This is a genomic window from Ruegeria sp. TM1040, from assembly GCF_000014065.1.
In the GTDB taxonomy this organism is placed as follows: domain Bacteria; phylum Pseudomonadota; class Alphaproteobacteria; order Rhodobacterales; family Rhodobacteraceae; genus Epibacterium.
In genome coordinates this window covers 991324-1005634 of the sequence record NC_008044.1, presented here as the reverse complement: position 1 = coordinate 1005634, position 14311 = coordinate 991324, and the positions used below count along the sequence as shown (strand labels likewise).

Below are 14311 nucleotides of genomic sequence, written 5' to 3'. Positions count from 1 at the left end.
GCACGTCACGCATTTCGGCCAAAAACGACCCGATCCCGACCATCCAGGTCCGGCAGCACGCTAACATCGCGAAGCCCCGTTTCGCGCATCATCTGCGCAACAGCCGGACCTTGCGTGGGGCCGATTTCTACCATCACGCGCCCATTTGCTGCGAGATGCGGCGCAAGCCCTGCACAGATTTGCCGATACGCGCTGAGGCCATCCGCCCCATCCGTGAGCGCCATTTGCGGTTCATGATCGCGCACCTCTGCCGAGAGCCCATCCATTTCTTCAAGCGCAATATAAGGCGGGTTGGAGACAATCAGGTCAAACTGCCCTTCAACAGCGGAAAACCAGTTCGACTGGCGGATGTCGGCACGCGCCTCGACGCGGTGCAACACCGCATTGGCGCTGGCCTGAAGACAGGCGGCTTCACTGAGGTCCACGCCAAGGCCGCGCGCGCGCTGCTGCTCTGCCAAGAGCGTCACCAGAATGCAGCCCGACCCCACCCCAAGATCCAGCACCCGCTCGAACGGCTCTGCAAGCGCCGCTTCGATCAGGGTTTCGGTTTCGGGACGCGGGTCCAGAACATCGCCAGAGACCTTGAAGCGGCGGCCATAGAAATCCCGCTCGCCCACGAGATGCGACACGGGTACCCGGATCGCGCGCAGGGAAATCAGCTGGTCATAGCGTTCGGCAACCTCATGCGAGAGTTCCTCGGGCGCGATCAATGTGACCCGCGCCGCCTCAATCCGCGCGGCATGCGCCAAAAGCACCCGCGCATCGCGCGCGGGGTCCTCTACCCCCGCCGCTCTTAGGCGCGCCGTTGCCGCCACCATGGCTTGTGCGGCGGTGGTGCTCATTGCCCCATCTCCGCCAGGAGCTTCGCCTGATGCTCGGATATCAGCGCGTCAATGATTTCATCCAAGTCGCCGCCCATGATCTGATCGAGCTTATAAAGCGTGAGGTTGATCCGGTGGTCCGACATCCGCCCCTGCGGGAAGTTATAGGTCCGGATACGTTCCGAACGATCTCCCGACCCCACCTGAGAAGCCCGATCCGCAGAGCGTTCCGTGTCGATCCGCTGGCGTTCAAGGTCATAGAGCCGGGTCTTCAGCACCTGCATTGCGATCTCGCGGTTTCGGTGCTGGGATTTTTCCGAACTGGTGACCACCAGCCCGGTCGGCAGGTGGGTGATCCGCACCGCCGAGTCGGTGGTGTTGACGTGCTGCCCCCCCGCGCCCGAGGCCCGCATGGTGTCGATGCGCAGATCGTTTGCGTCGATCTTGATGTCCACATCCTCGGCCTCTGGCAGCACCGCCACTGTCGCCGCAGAGGTGTGGATGCGCCCGCCGCTCTCGGTCACGGGCACCCGCTGGACCCGATGCACGCCGCTTTCATACTTGAGCCGCGCGAAAACCCCGTCGCCATTGATCCGCGCCACCAGTTCCTTGAGCCCGCCGAGCTCGGAGGCCTGTTCTTCGATGACATCCACTTTCCAGCCCTGCGTCTCCGCATAGCGGCTGTACATGCGATAGAGATCCGCAGCAAAGAGCGCCGCCTCGTCACCGCCCGTGCCGGGTCGGATCTCGAGAATGGCGGCTCGGCTGTCGGCCTCATCCTTGGGCAAAAGCGCGAGTTGCAGCGCATGCTCTGCCTGCGGCAGTGCGGCCTTCAGGGTCGGGATCTCTTCCTCTGCGAGCGCCTTCATGTCCGGGTCGGCCAGCATTTCTTCGGCCTCGGCCAGATCGCTCAACAGCTGCTGATAGGCGCTGATCTGCTCCACCACCGGGCGCAGGTCGGAATATTCCTTGGCCAGCTTGGCGATATCACCCCCTGCCCCATCCGCCATCGCGGCCTCGAGGTACTGGTAGCGTTGCAGAATCTGTTGCAGCCGGTCTTCGGGGATCATGTCTTGGCGTGTCTCACTGTTGGGCGCGCGTCAGGCTTTGGCGCGGGGCTGCATTTGTGATAGGCTAGAGGCATGAAACATGCCAGTGGTCTTGTCCGATTTGCTGCCCGCGCCGCACATACGGCGGCTGTAGCGGTGAGCCTGCTGATTGTGGCAACGGGGGGTGGCGCCCACGCGGATGTCGTCGGCCCCGGCGGCAAGACCATAGATTGCTATTGCACCGACAAACAGGGCGCGCGGATTGAGCTTGGGGAAACCATCTGCCTGCAGGTGGATGGGCGCCTGTTCATGGCGCAGTGCCAGATGTCGCTCAACGTACCCATGTGGCGTGAGGTTCAGGAGGGCTGCCTTTCGGCCTCAAACCACCTGAGCCCGCTGCCCGCGGTGATGCCGCGCCTTTAGGATCGCTCGCAACACCTGTCAGGGCGCCCCGGGGCACGCGCGCAGATTCCCCAAGCCATTGCTTCCGAGAAAACCAGCGTCACGGCCTGCAAGCCGTTGCAATGCGAATGATCAGGAAAGATCTGACCGCGCAACCGGCGGGCATTCACCCCACGCGCGGCCCAACTCAGGCCGATCGGCTCTGCTGATCCAGCAACAGGCGGGAGCCTCCCCGCCCGGCGCACCTAGTCCCGGCTCATCCAGCGGTGATGATACGCGCGACCTCTGGCGCGTTACGCCCTATCCCGTCCTGGCAGGATGCACAGCATCTCATAGATCAGATTGGCTGCTACAAGCGCCGTATTCCCCGAAGGGTCGTAGGGCGGCGAGACTTCGACAAGATCACATCCCACGACATTGAGCCCCTTGAAGGCGCGGATCAGCTCCAGCGCCTGCATGGTGGTCAGCCCGCCAATTTCCGGCGTGCCGGTGCCCGGCGCGAAGGCGGGATCAAGACTGTCGATATCATAGGAGATATAGACCGGACGCCCGCCAATATCGCGACGGATTTCCGCCCCCATATTGTGCAGCGATCGGTTCCAGAGCTCGGAGGCGACAAAATGCTGAAAGCCCCAGCTCTGCGGCTCTTTGAAATCATCCGGTCCATAGCCGGTACCGCGCAGACCAATCTGATAAACTTTATCCGCCTCCAGAAGCCCCTCTTCATAGGCGCGGCGGAACACGGTGCCGTGGGTTTCGCGCTCGCCAAACATCTCGTCATTGACGTCCGCATGGGCATCCACATGGATCACCGCAACCGGGCCATACCTGCGCGCCATCGCCCTGAGGATCGGCAGGGTGATCGAGTGATCGCCCCCCATCGCAAAGGGAAGCACGCCCGAACCGAGGATCGCGTCATAGCTGTCTTCGATGATGCGCAGCGACTCCGCGAGGTTGAACGTATTGATCGCCAGATCGCCAATATCGGCAATGTTGAGCGCATCAAAAGGCGCAGCCCCGGTGGCCATGTTGTACGGGCGGATCATCGCGCTCTCGGCGCGGATCTGCTTGGGCCCGAACCGCGTCCCGGAACGCCAGGAGGTGCCAATATCCATCGGCACACCCAGCACCGCCACATCCAGACCCTCTAGCGAGGTGGCCTGCGGCAGGCGCATAAAGGTGCCCGGCCCCGAGAACCGCGCCAGATCATTGCCGCTGATGGGTTGATTGAACTCGCTCATCGTCCTGTCATCCTCCAGCCCAGAAGGCAGATAATACTCATGGCCACATGGGCGCCCGCGATGGCGGTGGCGCCGGTGGTGTCAAAGGGGGGCGAGACTTCGACGACGTCGCCGCCCAGAATGTTGATGCCGCGCAACCCCTTGAGGATCGCCTCTGCCTGCGCAGAGGTGAGGCCACCCCAGACCGGGGTGCCAGTGCCCGGCGCATAGGCCGGATCGAGGCAGTCAATGTCAAAGGTCAGATAGACTGGCCGGTCGCCCAGCACCTCGCGGATGCGGCGCGCGGTCTCGACCGGGCCGATCTCATGCACCGTGGGGGCATCGATAGTCGGCACGCCCAGATTGTCCTCATTGGTGGTGCGAATGCCCACCTGCACCGAGGTAGCCGGGTCAATGATGCCGGATTTCACCGCTTTGTAGAACATCGTGCCATGATCCACGCGGCTGAAATCATCATCCGCCCAGGTGTCGCTGTGAGCATCGAAATGCAAGAGCGAAACAGGCCCGTATTTCTCGGCATAGGCCTTGAGGATCGGGAAGCTCACATAATGGTCGCCGCCAATCGCCACCGATGCTGTATCGGTGGCCAGAATGCCCCGGATATGATCCGTGAGCGTGTCGGGAAACGCCGGGACATTGGCATAGTCAAAGGCCAGATCGCCGTAGTCCACGATTGCCAGCTCGCTTGCAGGGCAAATATCCCAGCCATAAGGCGCATCGGGGCTTTGCAGGGCCGAGGCCTCGCGCACCGCGCGCGGACCCAGCCGTGTGCCGGGGCGGTTTGTCACCGCCTGATCAAACGGAATACCCGTCACGGCGATATCCGCGTGGGTCAGATCCTTGGTGTAGCGACGCCGCAGAAACGACGTGGCCCCTCCAAAGGTGTTCTCAAAGCTGAGACCCTTAAGGTCCTCGCGCGTAAATGCCTGATCTACCTGCGTTTTTGCGTCTTCCAGCGCCATTTTGGACTGCTCCCTGTTCTCGGGTTCTGCTGACGTCCTAGCCAATGCAGGCGGGCTTGTCATCCGAAAGCCCGCCCCACATCGCGATTTCAACCCGCTGGCTGTGCTTTCTCCACCAGACGGGCAAAGAACGATGCCCCAATAGGCGAGATCTCGTCGTTGAAGTCATACTCAGGGTGGTGCAGCCCCGCCGTATCCCCCTGCCCGAGGAACAGGTAGGCGCCCGGACGGGCCTCCAGCATATAAGAGAAATCCTCAGCCCCCATCTCGCGCCCCGCATCGCCCTGCACATTGGCCTCGCCCGAGATGTCGCGCGCGATATCGGTGGCAAAAGCCGCCTTTTCCGCGTCGTTGATCGTGGCGGGATAGCCGACCTCGTAATCCAGCTCCGCTTCCACCCCATAGGCCACGGCGCAGCCTTTCACGATCTCGTCAAAGCGCGCCATGACCATCTTTTGCACCTCGGGATTGAAGGTGCGGATGGTGCCATTCACATAGGCGGTCTCGGGGATCACATTGTCGACGGTACCAGTGTGGATCTGGGTGACGGAGATCACCAGATCTTCGGTGGCCTGATGGTTGCGGCTGACGATGGTCTGGATCGCTTGCGCCATGCCACAGGCGGCCATCACCGGATCACGGGTTTCATGCGGCATTGCGCCATGGCCACCCAGCCCTTTGATGTTGATGGTAAACTCATCCACCGCCGCCATCAAAGCGCCCGGCGTTGTCATGAAATGCCCGACCGGCAAGCCCGGCGCATTGTGCAGCGCGTAGACCTCCTTGATGTCAAAGCGCTCCATCACGCCCTCTTCGACCATGATCTTGGCGCCGCCGATGATCTCTTCGGCGGGCTGGAACAACAGCGCCACGCGGCCTTTGAAATTACGCGTTTCCGCCAGATATTTCGCCGCCCCGAGCAACATGGTGGTGTGCCCGTCATGGCCGCAGGCATGCATTTTGCCGGGGGTCTGGGATTTGTAGTCGAGGTCGCGCACCTCGGTGATCGGCAGCGCGTCCATATCGGCGCGAAGCCCAAGTGTTGGCCCTTCGCCCTGACCGTTGATGATCGCCACGATCCCGTTCTGCGCAATACCGCCGTGGATCTCATCTACGCCGAATGTCTCAAGGATCTCAGTCACATATGCAGCGGTTTTTACTGTGTCCAACCCCAGTTCGGGGATCTGGTGCAGGTGGCGACGCCAGGTCTTCATGTCTTCGGCAAAATCAGCGATGCGGTTCACGACCGGCATGGGGTGGACTCCTGTCAAATAGTCGGGATGATGCAGCAGACACGAAAACGCAGGCAGGTGCAATGAGCGACGACAGCTTGATCCACGATGAAACCGCAGGCATCGAACGGCTCCTGGAAATCATGCGCCGCCTGCGCGATCCAAAGGGCGGCTGCCCTTGGGACATCGAGCAGGATTTTGCCTCCATCGCGCCCTACACCATCGAAGAGGCCTATGAGGTCGCCGACGCCATCGAGCGTGAGAAATGGGACGAACTGAAGGGTGAGTTGGGCGATCTCTTGTTCCAATCCGTCTTTCACGCACAAATGGCTGCCGAAGCCGGGCATTTCACCTTTCAGGATGTGGTCACAACCATGTCCAACAAGATGGTGTCGCGGCACCCGCATGTTTTTGGCGACGAGAGCCGCGAGAAATCCGCCGAACAGCAAACGCAGGACTGGGAGACCATCAAGGCCGCCGAGCGCGCCGCAAAGGCCGAGACTGGCGCGCTGGATGGTGTCGCGGTGGGCCTGCCGGCCTTGCTGCGCGCCTACAAGCTGCAAAAACGCGCGGCGCGGGTGGGGTTTGACTGGCCCTCGGCACAGAATGTGCTCGCCAAGATTGCCGAGGAATCCGCCGAACTCGTCGAGGCGCGCGACACGCTCACTCAGGATGAGGTCGAAGAAGAATTCGGCGATCTTCTGTTTGTGATGGCCAACCTCGGTCGCCACCTCGGCGTCGAACCTGAGGCGGCCCTGCGCCGCACCAACGCGAAATTCACCCGCCGCTTCAAGGCGGTAGAGGCAAAGCTGGCAGAACGGGGCAAGCGCGCCGAAGACAGCAACCTTGAGGAAATGGACGCGCTTTGGAACGCGGTCAAAGCCGAGGAAAAAGCGCGCAAGGGCCAAGACTCTAAATCAGAGTAAGCCCCGGTTCCTTGGCGATATCTGACAGATCGCGCTCGTAGCGCATTGAGAAGGCGCGCAATTCTCGCGGTGTAAACTCAGTGAGCCCCATGGGTGTCGCGTCATCGCGCCACTCTGCAAGGGTGGCGCGCCACGCCTTGCGCGAGAGTTTCTCACCGGTGGCATAGCGCGCCTGCAACGCGCTCAGGGCGCGGTCCGTGGCACTGATGTTCAACGACGTGCTGGGCTGCATCAAGGCCACCTGCGCCAGATCCGGAGCCAGCTCTCGCAACAGATCGACCCGCTTCGGGCGGTCCTCATGTCGCGCCACAATCAGCTTTGCAGGCTCCAGGATGTCGCGCACCTCCCGCAGCACCTCAAGCCAGCCGCGATCCATCGCCAGATAGGCAGAAACGGCACCTTCGAAATCCGTCACGATCGTTTCTTCCATCCGTTTGCGAATACAGGAACGAAAGAACGGCCCATAATCGCGCACCACCAGCAGCACCGCGGCTGCAGGCCCCTCCATCGCCTGACGCAGCGCACGCAGCCGCTTGGCGGAGGCGGGATAGAACAAGGCCTGTTGAAAATGAGACATACTGCCGAGAATGTTCTCTTCCGACAAAAGCACCTTCTGATCCGGCGCCGGGGCAATGTCTTGCGTCAGGTGCTGGCGCGCAGTCTCTGCCATCCGGGTCTCCGCCTCGGCGTCGTGGCGCGGCTGCGGCAGGCGCAATGCAAGCTGCCCGGCCCGGATACCATCGCGCGCGGGAAAAGCGACGCCATAGCCCGCGTTGGCCAGAGCGGCGCGGTTTTCATGCAAACAGAGCTGAAACGAGCTGCTGCCCGTGCGATGCGCCCCGAGATGAAGAAAATACTGCCGCGCCATTAGATCTGCACTCTGTTGATTTTTTTCACTCATATCAGGCGCATTCCAACTTGTCTCCCCGATCGGCTGGTGGACAAACCGGGTTGGGGCTGCGAGGGTCCGCGCATCACCTCGAGGAGCGCCCAAATACCATGCCCGCCCGCAAGATCATCATTGATACCGACCCCGGACAGGACGATGCGGTTGCCATCCTTCTGGCCCTTGCCTCGCCCGAGAACATCGACCTTCTGGGCATCACGGCCGTTGCCGGAAACGTGCCGCTGGAGCTGACCCAGAAAAACGCCCGCATCGTCTGCGAGGTCGCCAAACGTCAGGATGTCAAAGTCTTTGCAGGCCGCGCGGCCCCACTCGAACGCCCTCTGGTGACCGCAGAGCATGTCCACGGGGGCACTGGCCTCGACGGCCCGGAGCTGTTTGATCCCGAGATGCCGCTGCAGGATCAAAACGGGGTCGATTTCATTATCGAGACCCTGCGCCGCGAACCGGCTGGCACGGTCACCCTCTGCCCACTTGGCCCGCTTACAAATATCGCGGCCGCCTTTCGGGCTGCGCCGGATGTGGTGGAGCGTGTGCAGGAAATCGTCCTTATGGGCGGCGCCTATTTTGAGGTGGGCAACATCACCCCCGCCGCCGAGTTCAATATCTACGTCGACCCCGAAGCTGCGCATGAGGTGCTCTCTTCCGGGATCAAGATCACGATGATGCCGCTTGATGTGACCCACAAGGCGTTGACCACTCGCGCCCGCGTCGAAGCCTTTCGCGCGCTGCAAAGCCCCGTGGGCGCGTTCACCGCCGATATGCTCGATTTCTTTGAACGCTTCGACGTGGAGAAATACGGCTCCGAAGGCGGCCCGCTGCACGACCCTTGCGTGATTGCCTACCTCATCGACCCTGCTCTCTTCAGTGGTCGCCATATCAACGTCGAGATCGAGACCGCTTCCGCCCTCACCCTTGGCATGACTGTGGCCGATTGGTGGGGCGTGACCGATCGACCGGCCAATGCTCTTTTCATCGGCGACATAGATGCCGATGGGTTCTTTTCGCTCCTCACCAACAGGCTGGCCCGCCTATGAGCGCCTCTCTGCATCTGGCCCGCCCCGAGGACCTGGAGAAACTCCTGCCGCTGGTTCAGGGTTTTCACAGCGAAGAAGGCATTCAAAGCGACGACGCCCAGCGCCGCGGCGCGCTCCTGCCCCTGCTTGAGGGCATACCTTACGGCGCCATCTACCTCATCGGCCCCACCCGCGCGCCCATCGGCTACATAATCGTCACCTTCACCTGGTCGGTGGAATTTGGCGGTCTCGACGGGATGATCGACGAATTCTTCATCCGCCCCGCCGTGCGTGGTCGCGGCATCGCCACCGAAGTGCTCTTCGCCCTGCCCCGCACCCTGGCCGAAGCGGGCGTTCGCGCCCTGCATCTTGAGGTAGATCGCGACAATGACGCCGCGCTGAGACTGTACAAACGCGCCCGTTTTACCGCACGCGACCGCTACCTCCTGATGAGCCGCACGCTCTGAGCGTCCTTCATCTTTTCAAAAATACCTCGGGGGTGCGAGGGGTTGGCCCCTCGACTGCCCGGTCTAGCAGTCGATCAGCCTAGCGCTGGATCAGCGGAACATGCGCCGCTGCGGTCTTGGGGATCAGTCCGGTCAGCCGGGGATCCTCTGCAATCTCGACCGCTCGCCCATAAGGCACAAATCCCGAGCGCATATAGAATCCAAGCGCCTGTGGGCTATCGAGGGTGCAGGTATGGACAAAGAACCGCGAGATCTCCCGCGAAAACGCCCGCGCGGTGGCATGCTCCATCAACCAACGCCCAACGCCAGCGCCGATCAGCTCTTTGGAGAGGCCAAAAAACGACAGCTCACAGTCGCCATCCTGCATCCACTCCAGCTCCAACAGCCCCAGATCCACCCCCTGTTTCTGTAGGGACCAAACCTCGACCCGATCAGAGGCGAGATGCGCCGCAAGCGTCGCATAGTCCCACATCAGACGCGAGAACCACAGGTAGTCCTCTCCCACCAGGCGATAGAGCCTGCAGTACCACTCCACGTCAGGCGCATCATGGCGCAACAAACGCAGCCCAGGCGGCGTCTCCAGCCCCTTGATCGGCGGCGGTGTCTTCATCTCGAGATAGGTCACAACAGAGGCCAGCGTGCCCGCAGGCAGATCACTGATACCCTCCGGCAGGGCTGGGTTGGCCACCATGGCATTCCTCCGATAATTTTGTATCCAATCCACCCTCCTTACGAAGCCCCGTTCCTTGCGGCAACCCCAAAGAAAAACGCCCCGGTGTGACCCGGGGCGCATGGTTGGTCGGCTTTGAGAAGGCCTTAGCCCTTCAGGATCGAACGACCCGCATATTCCGCGATTTCACCGAGGGTTTCCTCGATCCGGATCAGCTGGTTGTATTTTGCAAGCCGGTCAGAACGCGCGAGCGAGCCGGTCTTGATCTGACCACAGTTGGTGGCCACGGCGAGGTCGGCAATGGTCGCATCCTCGGTCTCGCCCGAGCGGTGCGACATAACATTGGTATAGCGCGCACGATGCGCCATATCGACCGCCTGCAGCGTCTCGGTGAGCGAGCCGATCTGGTTCACTTTGACCAGCATGGAGTTCGCACAGCCGCGCTCAATGCCCTCTGCCAGACGCACCGGGTTGGTCACGAAGAGGTCGTCCCCAACGAGCTGCACCTTGTCGCCGATCTGATCGGTCAGCGCCTTCCAGCCGTCCCAATCATCCTCGGACATGCCGTCCTCGATCGAAATGATCGGGTAGTCATTCACCAGCGCGGCGAGATAGGCAGCGTTTTCCTCAGAGGTCAGGGTCTTGCCTTCGCCCGACAGCACATATTTGCCGTCCTTGTAGTATTCGGTCGCCGCGCAATCGAGCGCGAGATAGATCTCCTCGCCGGGTTTGTAGCCTGCCTTCTCGATGGATTTCAGGATGAAATCCAGCGCTTCACGGCTGGACGCGATATTGGGGGCAAAACCACCCTCATCGCCGATCCCGGTCGAAAGACCCGCCGCCGACAGCTCTTTTTTCAGCGTGTGGAACACTTCAGAGCCCATGCGCACCGCGTCGCGGATGTTTTCCGCGGCCACCGGCATGATCATGAATTCCTGGATGTCGATGGGGTTGTCGGCATGCTCGCCGCCATTGATGATGTTCATCATCGGCACCGGCAGGATGCGCGCCGCAGCGCCACCCACGTAGCGATAGAGCGGCTGGGTGGTGAAATCGGCGGCAGCCTTGGCCACGGCCATCGACACGCCAAGGATCGCGTTTGCGCCGAGGCGGCCCTTGTTCTCGGTGCCGTCGAGTTCAATCATCGCGCGGTCGATAGAGACCTGCTCGGTCGCATCAAAGCCCACCAGCTCATCAGCGATTTCGCCATTGACGGCCGCAACGGCCTCTAGGACACCCTTGCCCATGTAGCGGGATTTGTCGCCGTCGCGTTTTTCCACGGCCTCATAGGCACCGGTCGAAGCGCCCGATGGCACGGCCGCGCGGCCCATGGTACCGTCCTCGAGAACGACATCGACTTCGACGGTGGGGTTGCCCCGGCTGTCGAGGATCTCGCGGGCGTGAATGTCGATAATGGTGCTCATCGCAAATGGTCCCTCACTGTGACACGATTTGCCCCCGGTCATAGCAAGCCCGCGCAAAAAGTAAACCGGAAGCGTTACCGCTAACGGCTCTTATTCGAGAGGTTTATCCCTAACATCGGGAATTTTTCTGCATAGGCCTTCGCCCCCTGGCTCATGGCGCGACAAAAAAGACGCGCCGTCCACGCGATACCGCAAGATGATAGCGCTCACCCTTGCGTCAGATCCTTAACAGGTAAAGCTGTCGCTATGGCTGCCCCCCTGCGATTCCACGAATTTCTGTTGCGCAACGCCCCCTATCTTTCGGCAGGGGTCTTGCTGACGTTCCTGTCGAGCTTTGGTCAGACCTTTTTCATTTCGGTATTTGCCGGGCCTATTCAGGCAGAGTTTGGTCTGAGCCACGCCGGATGGGGTGCCATCTACATGGTGGGGACCACGGCCTCTGCACTTGTGATGGTGGCGGCAGGTGGTCTGTCGGATGTGCTGCGGGTGCGCCAGCTCGGGGCCTTTGTGCTCTGTGGACTGGCGGCGGCCTGCGTACTGATGGCGCTCAATCGCAACTATTGGGTCCTGCCGCTCTCTGTCTTTGCGTTGCGCTTTTTCGGACAGGGTATGAGCACTCATCTCGCGGTGGTTGCCATGGCGCGCTGGTTTGTGGCCACGCGCGGACGGGCGCTGTCGATTGCGGCTCTGGGCGTATCCTTTGGTCAGGCGCTCCTGCCGCTGATCTTTGTGGCGTTGATGGTGCGCTTTGACTGGCGCATGCTCTGGCTTCTGAGCGCGGCGATCTGTCTGCTTGGTGCGCCGTTGCTCTTGCATCTGTTGTCACAAGAGCGCACACCGCGTGCCACCTCTCAGGACGTGAGCAGCACCGGCATGGACAACCGCCACTGGTCCCGCGGCGAGGTGCTGCGCACGCCGCTCTTTTGGCTGATGGTGCCATCGATTCTGGGTCCGGCGGCCTTTTCGACCGCCTTCTTCTTTCATCAACTGCATTTCGCCACCACCAAAGGCTGGAGCCTGTTGGAGCTGGTGGCCTATTTCCCGTTTTTCACAGTGATGTCCGTTCTTGCCATGCTGGTTGCGGGCTGGGCACTGGATCGCTGGGGCGCGGCGCGGCTGATGCCGCTCTATCAGCTGCCAATGGTTGCGGCTTTTGCGATCTTTGCCACCACCGCCAGCGGTATCGGCATGGCAGCGGGTTTCCTTGCAATGGCGCTCTCGGTAGGCGCGCATGCGGTACTACCAAGTTCGTTCTGGGCCGAGGCCTATGGCACGCGCTATATCGGTGCGATCAAATCGCTGGTCATGGCGGTGATGGTCTTTGGCACCGCGATCGGCCCGGGCCTGACCGGAGCGCTTATCGACCTCGGGCTTGATTTCGACGCCCAAGGCTACGGCATCGCGGTCTACTTCCTGCTAACAACACTCTGCATCTGGGTCGGCGTGCGCGGCGCGCGACAGCGCTTGACCCCACGCGCAGCCTGATCTCAGGCGGGCTGTGCCGCCAGTCGCGCGGCCTGACGCGCCAGACGGCGCTCGCGCACAAAGGTATAGAGCCCGGTTGCGATAATCAGCCCGGAGCCGAGCAGCGTCATCCCGTCAGGGCGCTCCGAAAACACAATCGCGCCGCCGATCATGGAAAACACCAGTCGCGAGTAGCGAAACGGCGTGATGACAGCGGCATCTGCAATCCGCGTGGCGGTGACGATGCCATAGTAGGCGATCACCCCAAAAAGCGTCCCCCCCGCCAGCATCGCCCATTCAAAGGACGTTGGCGCAACCAGCGTTTGCGGTGTGAACATCAGCATCACCCCGCCGGCGACAACCACCGCGAGGTAGGCCTGTACGCTCACCACGGAGGAAGGAATGCTCGCAGGCATCCGCCGTGTCATCAGATCGCGCGCCGCCACAAAGAACACCGAGATCAATACCAGAAGCGCGTTGGGCTCAAACCCGTCAAGACCTGGGCGAATGATGATCAAAACCCCCATGAAGCCGACAAAAATCGCGCTCCAGCGCCGCCAGCCGACCTGTTCTCCCAGAAACAGCGCAGCCCCCATGGTGATCGCCAGCGGCGTCGCCTGAAACACGGCCGCCACCACCGAGATGTCCACCAGCGCCAGCGCGGTGGCAAAGCTCATGGCCGCGCCCCCTTCGGCCAATGCGCGCAGCACGGGCATGCTCTGCCAGGCCTCCCGGGTCCAGAGGCGCTGCTTTTGCAGGCGCAGCGCCACATAGAACAACAGCCCAGCCCCCAGCCCGATGAACACCAGGATCTGCCCCACCGACAGGCTACCGGAGAGCTGCTTGATAAAGAGATCCTCGACTGTGAAGCCGACCATCGCGACCAGCAGCAGCAAAATACCTTTGACATTATCCATGGGCGTGCGTCCTTGGCGGGGCGTTGAATACACCCCAGCCATGGCGCGATGCGACCACATGACGCAAGCGTGAAATCGCACCTGCCTCAGCAGAAGTTGTGAGGTTTTCTATTCACGATGGTGATGAGACCCTCAGGCTGCGACCCGAACCGCGCCCGCTCAGCTGCCCTTTTTGATCGGCACGCCATAGAGTTCGAGCTTATGACCGCGCAGCTCATAGCCGAGCTTTTTGGCAATGCGTTCCTGCAGCTCCTCAATATCCGGATCACAGAACTCGATCACCTCGCCCGTGTTCAGATCAATGAGATGGTCGTGATGATCGCGGTCGGCATCCTCATAGCGCGCCCGGCCATCGCCAAACTCGAGCCGTTCCAGAATGCCTGATTCCTCAAAGAGTTTGACGGTGCGGTAGACCGTCGCCAGCGAGATCCCCGAATCCTGCGCATTGGCGCGCGCATGCAGCTCTTCGACATCGGGGTGATCGTCGCTTTCCTCCAGAACACGCGCAATGGTGCGGCGCGGGCCGGTCATACGCAGGCCATGGGCCTCACAGCGCGAGATTATCGTGTCGGTCATGCCTGATCTGTCCCTGTCGTTCGATGCGGGGTCCCTTGCTTGGCGTTTCTTTTTAGCGAATGCAAGACGCATAGCAAACAGCCATCTTGCCCGCACACCATTGACATTTCACCCACACCACGCCATGTGCCCCTCAGGCATACCCTCTGCCGCGTGAGCAGAGATCCGAGCGGGCCCGTCGCAAGCGACATGGCCACCCTGCCCCAAACCGCCGCTGCACTCTTGCAAGCGCGGGGCATG

15 protein-coding genes are annotated in these 14311 nt (G+C 61.6%); 5 read left to right on the top strand and 10 right to left on the bottom strand.

What is annotated here, in order from left to right; translation table 11 throughout:
* Positions 1-5 precede the first annotated feature (5 nt).
* On the bottom strand, positions 6-842 hold the full coding sequence (prmC, locus tag TM1040_RS09045) for a peptide chain release factor N(5)-glutamine methyltransferase (protein ID WP_011538285.1): 837 nt from the start codon (positions 840-842) through the stop codon (positions 6-8).
* Entirely contained in the window at positions 839-1891 is a 1053-nt protein-coding gene (gene prfA, locus TM1040_RS09040) for a peptide chain release factor 1 (protein WP_011538284.1), read from the bottom strand. The genes prmC and prfA overlap by 4 nt, the downstream gene beginning before the upstream one ends.
* A gap of 72 nt (positions 1892-1963) precedes the next feature.
* Here prfA and TM1040_RS09035 point away from each other — a divergent pair, with 72 nt between their 5' ends.
* Entirely contained in the window at positions 1964-2293 is a 330-nt protein-coding gene (locus tag TM1040_RS09035) for a hypothetical protein (RefSeq protein ID WP_011538283.1), read from the top strand.
* 272 nt (positions 2294-2565) lie between these two features.
* On the opposite strand, the gene speB (TM1040_RS09030) is transcribed toward TM1040_RS09035, so the two are convergent.
* From speB (TM1040_RS09030) to TM1040_RS09020, 3 genes are all read right to left on the bottom strand, one after another.
* Positions 2566-3513 (bottom strand): agmatinase, encoded by a 948-nt coding sequence (gene speB, locus TM1040_RS09030; protein ID WP_011538282.1) that lies wholly within the window; start codon positions 3511-3513, stop codon positions 2566-2568.
* Complete coding sequence (gene speB / locus TM1040_RS09025; protein ID WP_044026708.1) at positions 3510-4475, bottom strand: agmatinase; 966 nt, start codon at positions 4473-4475, stop codon at positions 3510-3512. The genes speB (TM1040_RS09030) and speB (TM1040_RS09025) overlap by 4 nt, the downstream gene beginning before the upstream one ends.
* Positions 4476-4564: 89 nt before the next feature.
* Entirely contained in the window at positions 4565-5728 is a 1164-nt protein-coding gene (locus tag TM1040_RS09020; RefSeq protein ID WP_011538280.1) for a M20 aminoacylase family protein, read from the bottom strand.
* A gap of 62 nt (positions 5729-5790) precedes the next feature.
* Between TM1040_RS09020 and mazG the strand changes: the two genes are divergently transcribed.
* A complete protein-coding gene (mazG, locus tag TM1040_RS09015; protein WP_011538279.1) occupies positions 5791-6633 on the top strand; it encodes a nucleoside triphosphate pyrophosphohydrolase in 843 nt (280 codons plus the stop codon).
* Here mazG and TM1040_RS09010 read toward each other — a convergent pair.
* The gene (locus TM1040_RS09010; protein ID WP_011538278.1) at positions 6620-7534 is read right to left on the bottom strand and encodes a hypothetical protein; all 915 of its coding nucleotides are present in this window, start codon (positions 7532-7534) and stop codon (positions 6620-6622) included. The genes mazG and TM1040_RS09010 overlap by 14 nt on opposite strands.
* Before the next feature lie 98 nt (positions 7535-7632).
* On the opposite strand from TM1040_RS09010, the gene TM1040_RS09005 reads away from it, so the two are divergent.
* Entirely contained in the window at positions 7633-8574 is a 942-nt protein-coding gene (locus TM1040_RS09005) for a nucleoside hydrolase (protein ID WP_011538277.1), read from the top strand.
* Positions 8571-9020 (top strand): GNAT family N-acetyltransferase, encoded by a 450-nt coding sequence (locus TM1040_RS09000; protein WP_011538276.1) that lies wholly within the window; start codon positions 8571-8573, stop codon positions 9018-9020. Before TM1040_RS09005 ends, TM1040_RS09000 begins: the two co-directional genes overlap by 4 nt.
* A gap of 79 nt (positions 9021-9099) precedes the next feature.
* Here the strand turns inward: TM1040_RS09000 and TM1040_RS08995 are convergent, their stop codons facing one another.
* Both TM1040_RS08995 and eno read right to left on the bottom strand, forming a co-directional pair.
* Positions 9100-9711 carry a GNAT family N-acetyltransferase gene (locus TM1040_RS08995; protein ID WP_011538275.1) on the bottom strand — a complete coding sequence of 204 codons (612 nt, stop codon included), beginning with the start codon at positions 9709-9711 and terminating at the stop codon, positions 9100-9102.
* Between the two features lie 125 nt (positions 9712-9836).
* Positions 9837-11114, bottom strand: coding sequence for a phosphopyruvate hydratase (eno, locus tag TM1040_RS08990; RefSeq protein WP_011538274.1), 1278 nt, complete (start codon positions 11112-11114; stop codon positions 9837-9839).
* Between the two features lie 246 nt (positions 11115-11360).
* Between eno and TM1040_RS08985 the strand changes: the two genes are divergently transcribed.
* Complete coding sequence (locus tag TM1040_RS08985; protein ID WP_011538273.1) at positions 11361-12599, top strand: MFS transporter; 1239 nt, start codon at positions 11361-11363, stop codon at positions 12597-12599.
* Between the two features lie 2 nt (positions 12600-12601).
* Here TM1040_RS08985 and TM1040_RS08980 read toward each other — a convergent pair whose 3' ends face one another.
* A complete protein-coding gene (locus tag TM1040_RS08980; protein ID WP_011538272.1) occupies positions 12602-13495 on the bottom strand; it encodes a DMT family transporter in 894 nt (297 codons plus the stop codon).
* Between the two features lie 159 nt (positions 13496-13654).
* Positions 13655-14071 (bottom strand): Fur family transcriptional regulator, encoded by a 417-nt coding sequence (locus TM1040_RS08975; RefSeq protein WP_011538271.1) that lies wholly within the window; start codon positions 14069-14071, stop codon positions 13655-13657.
* Positions 14072-14311: the final 240 nt, after the last annotated feature.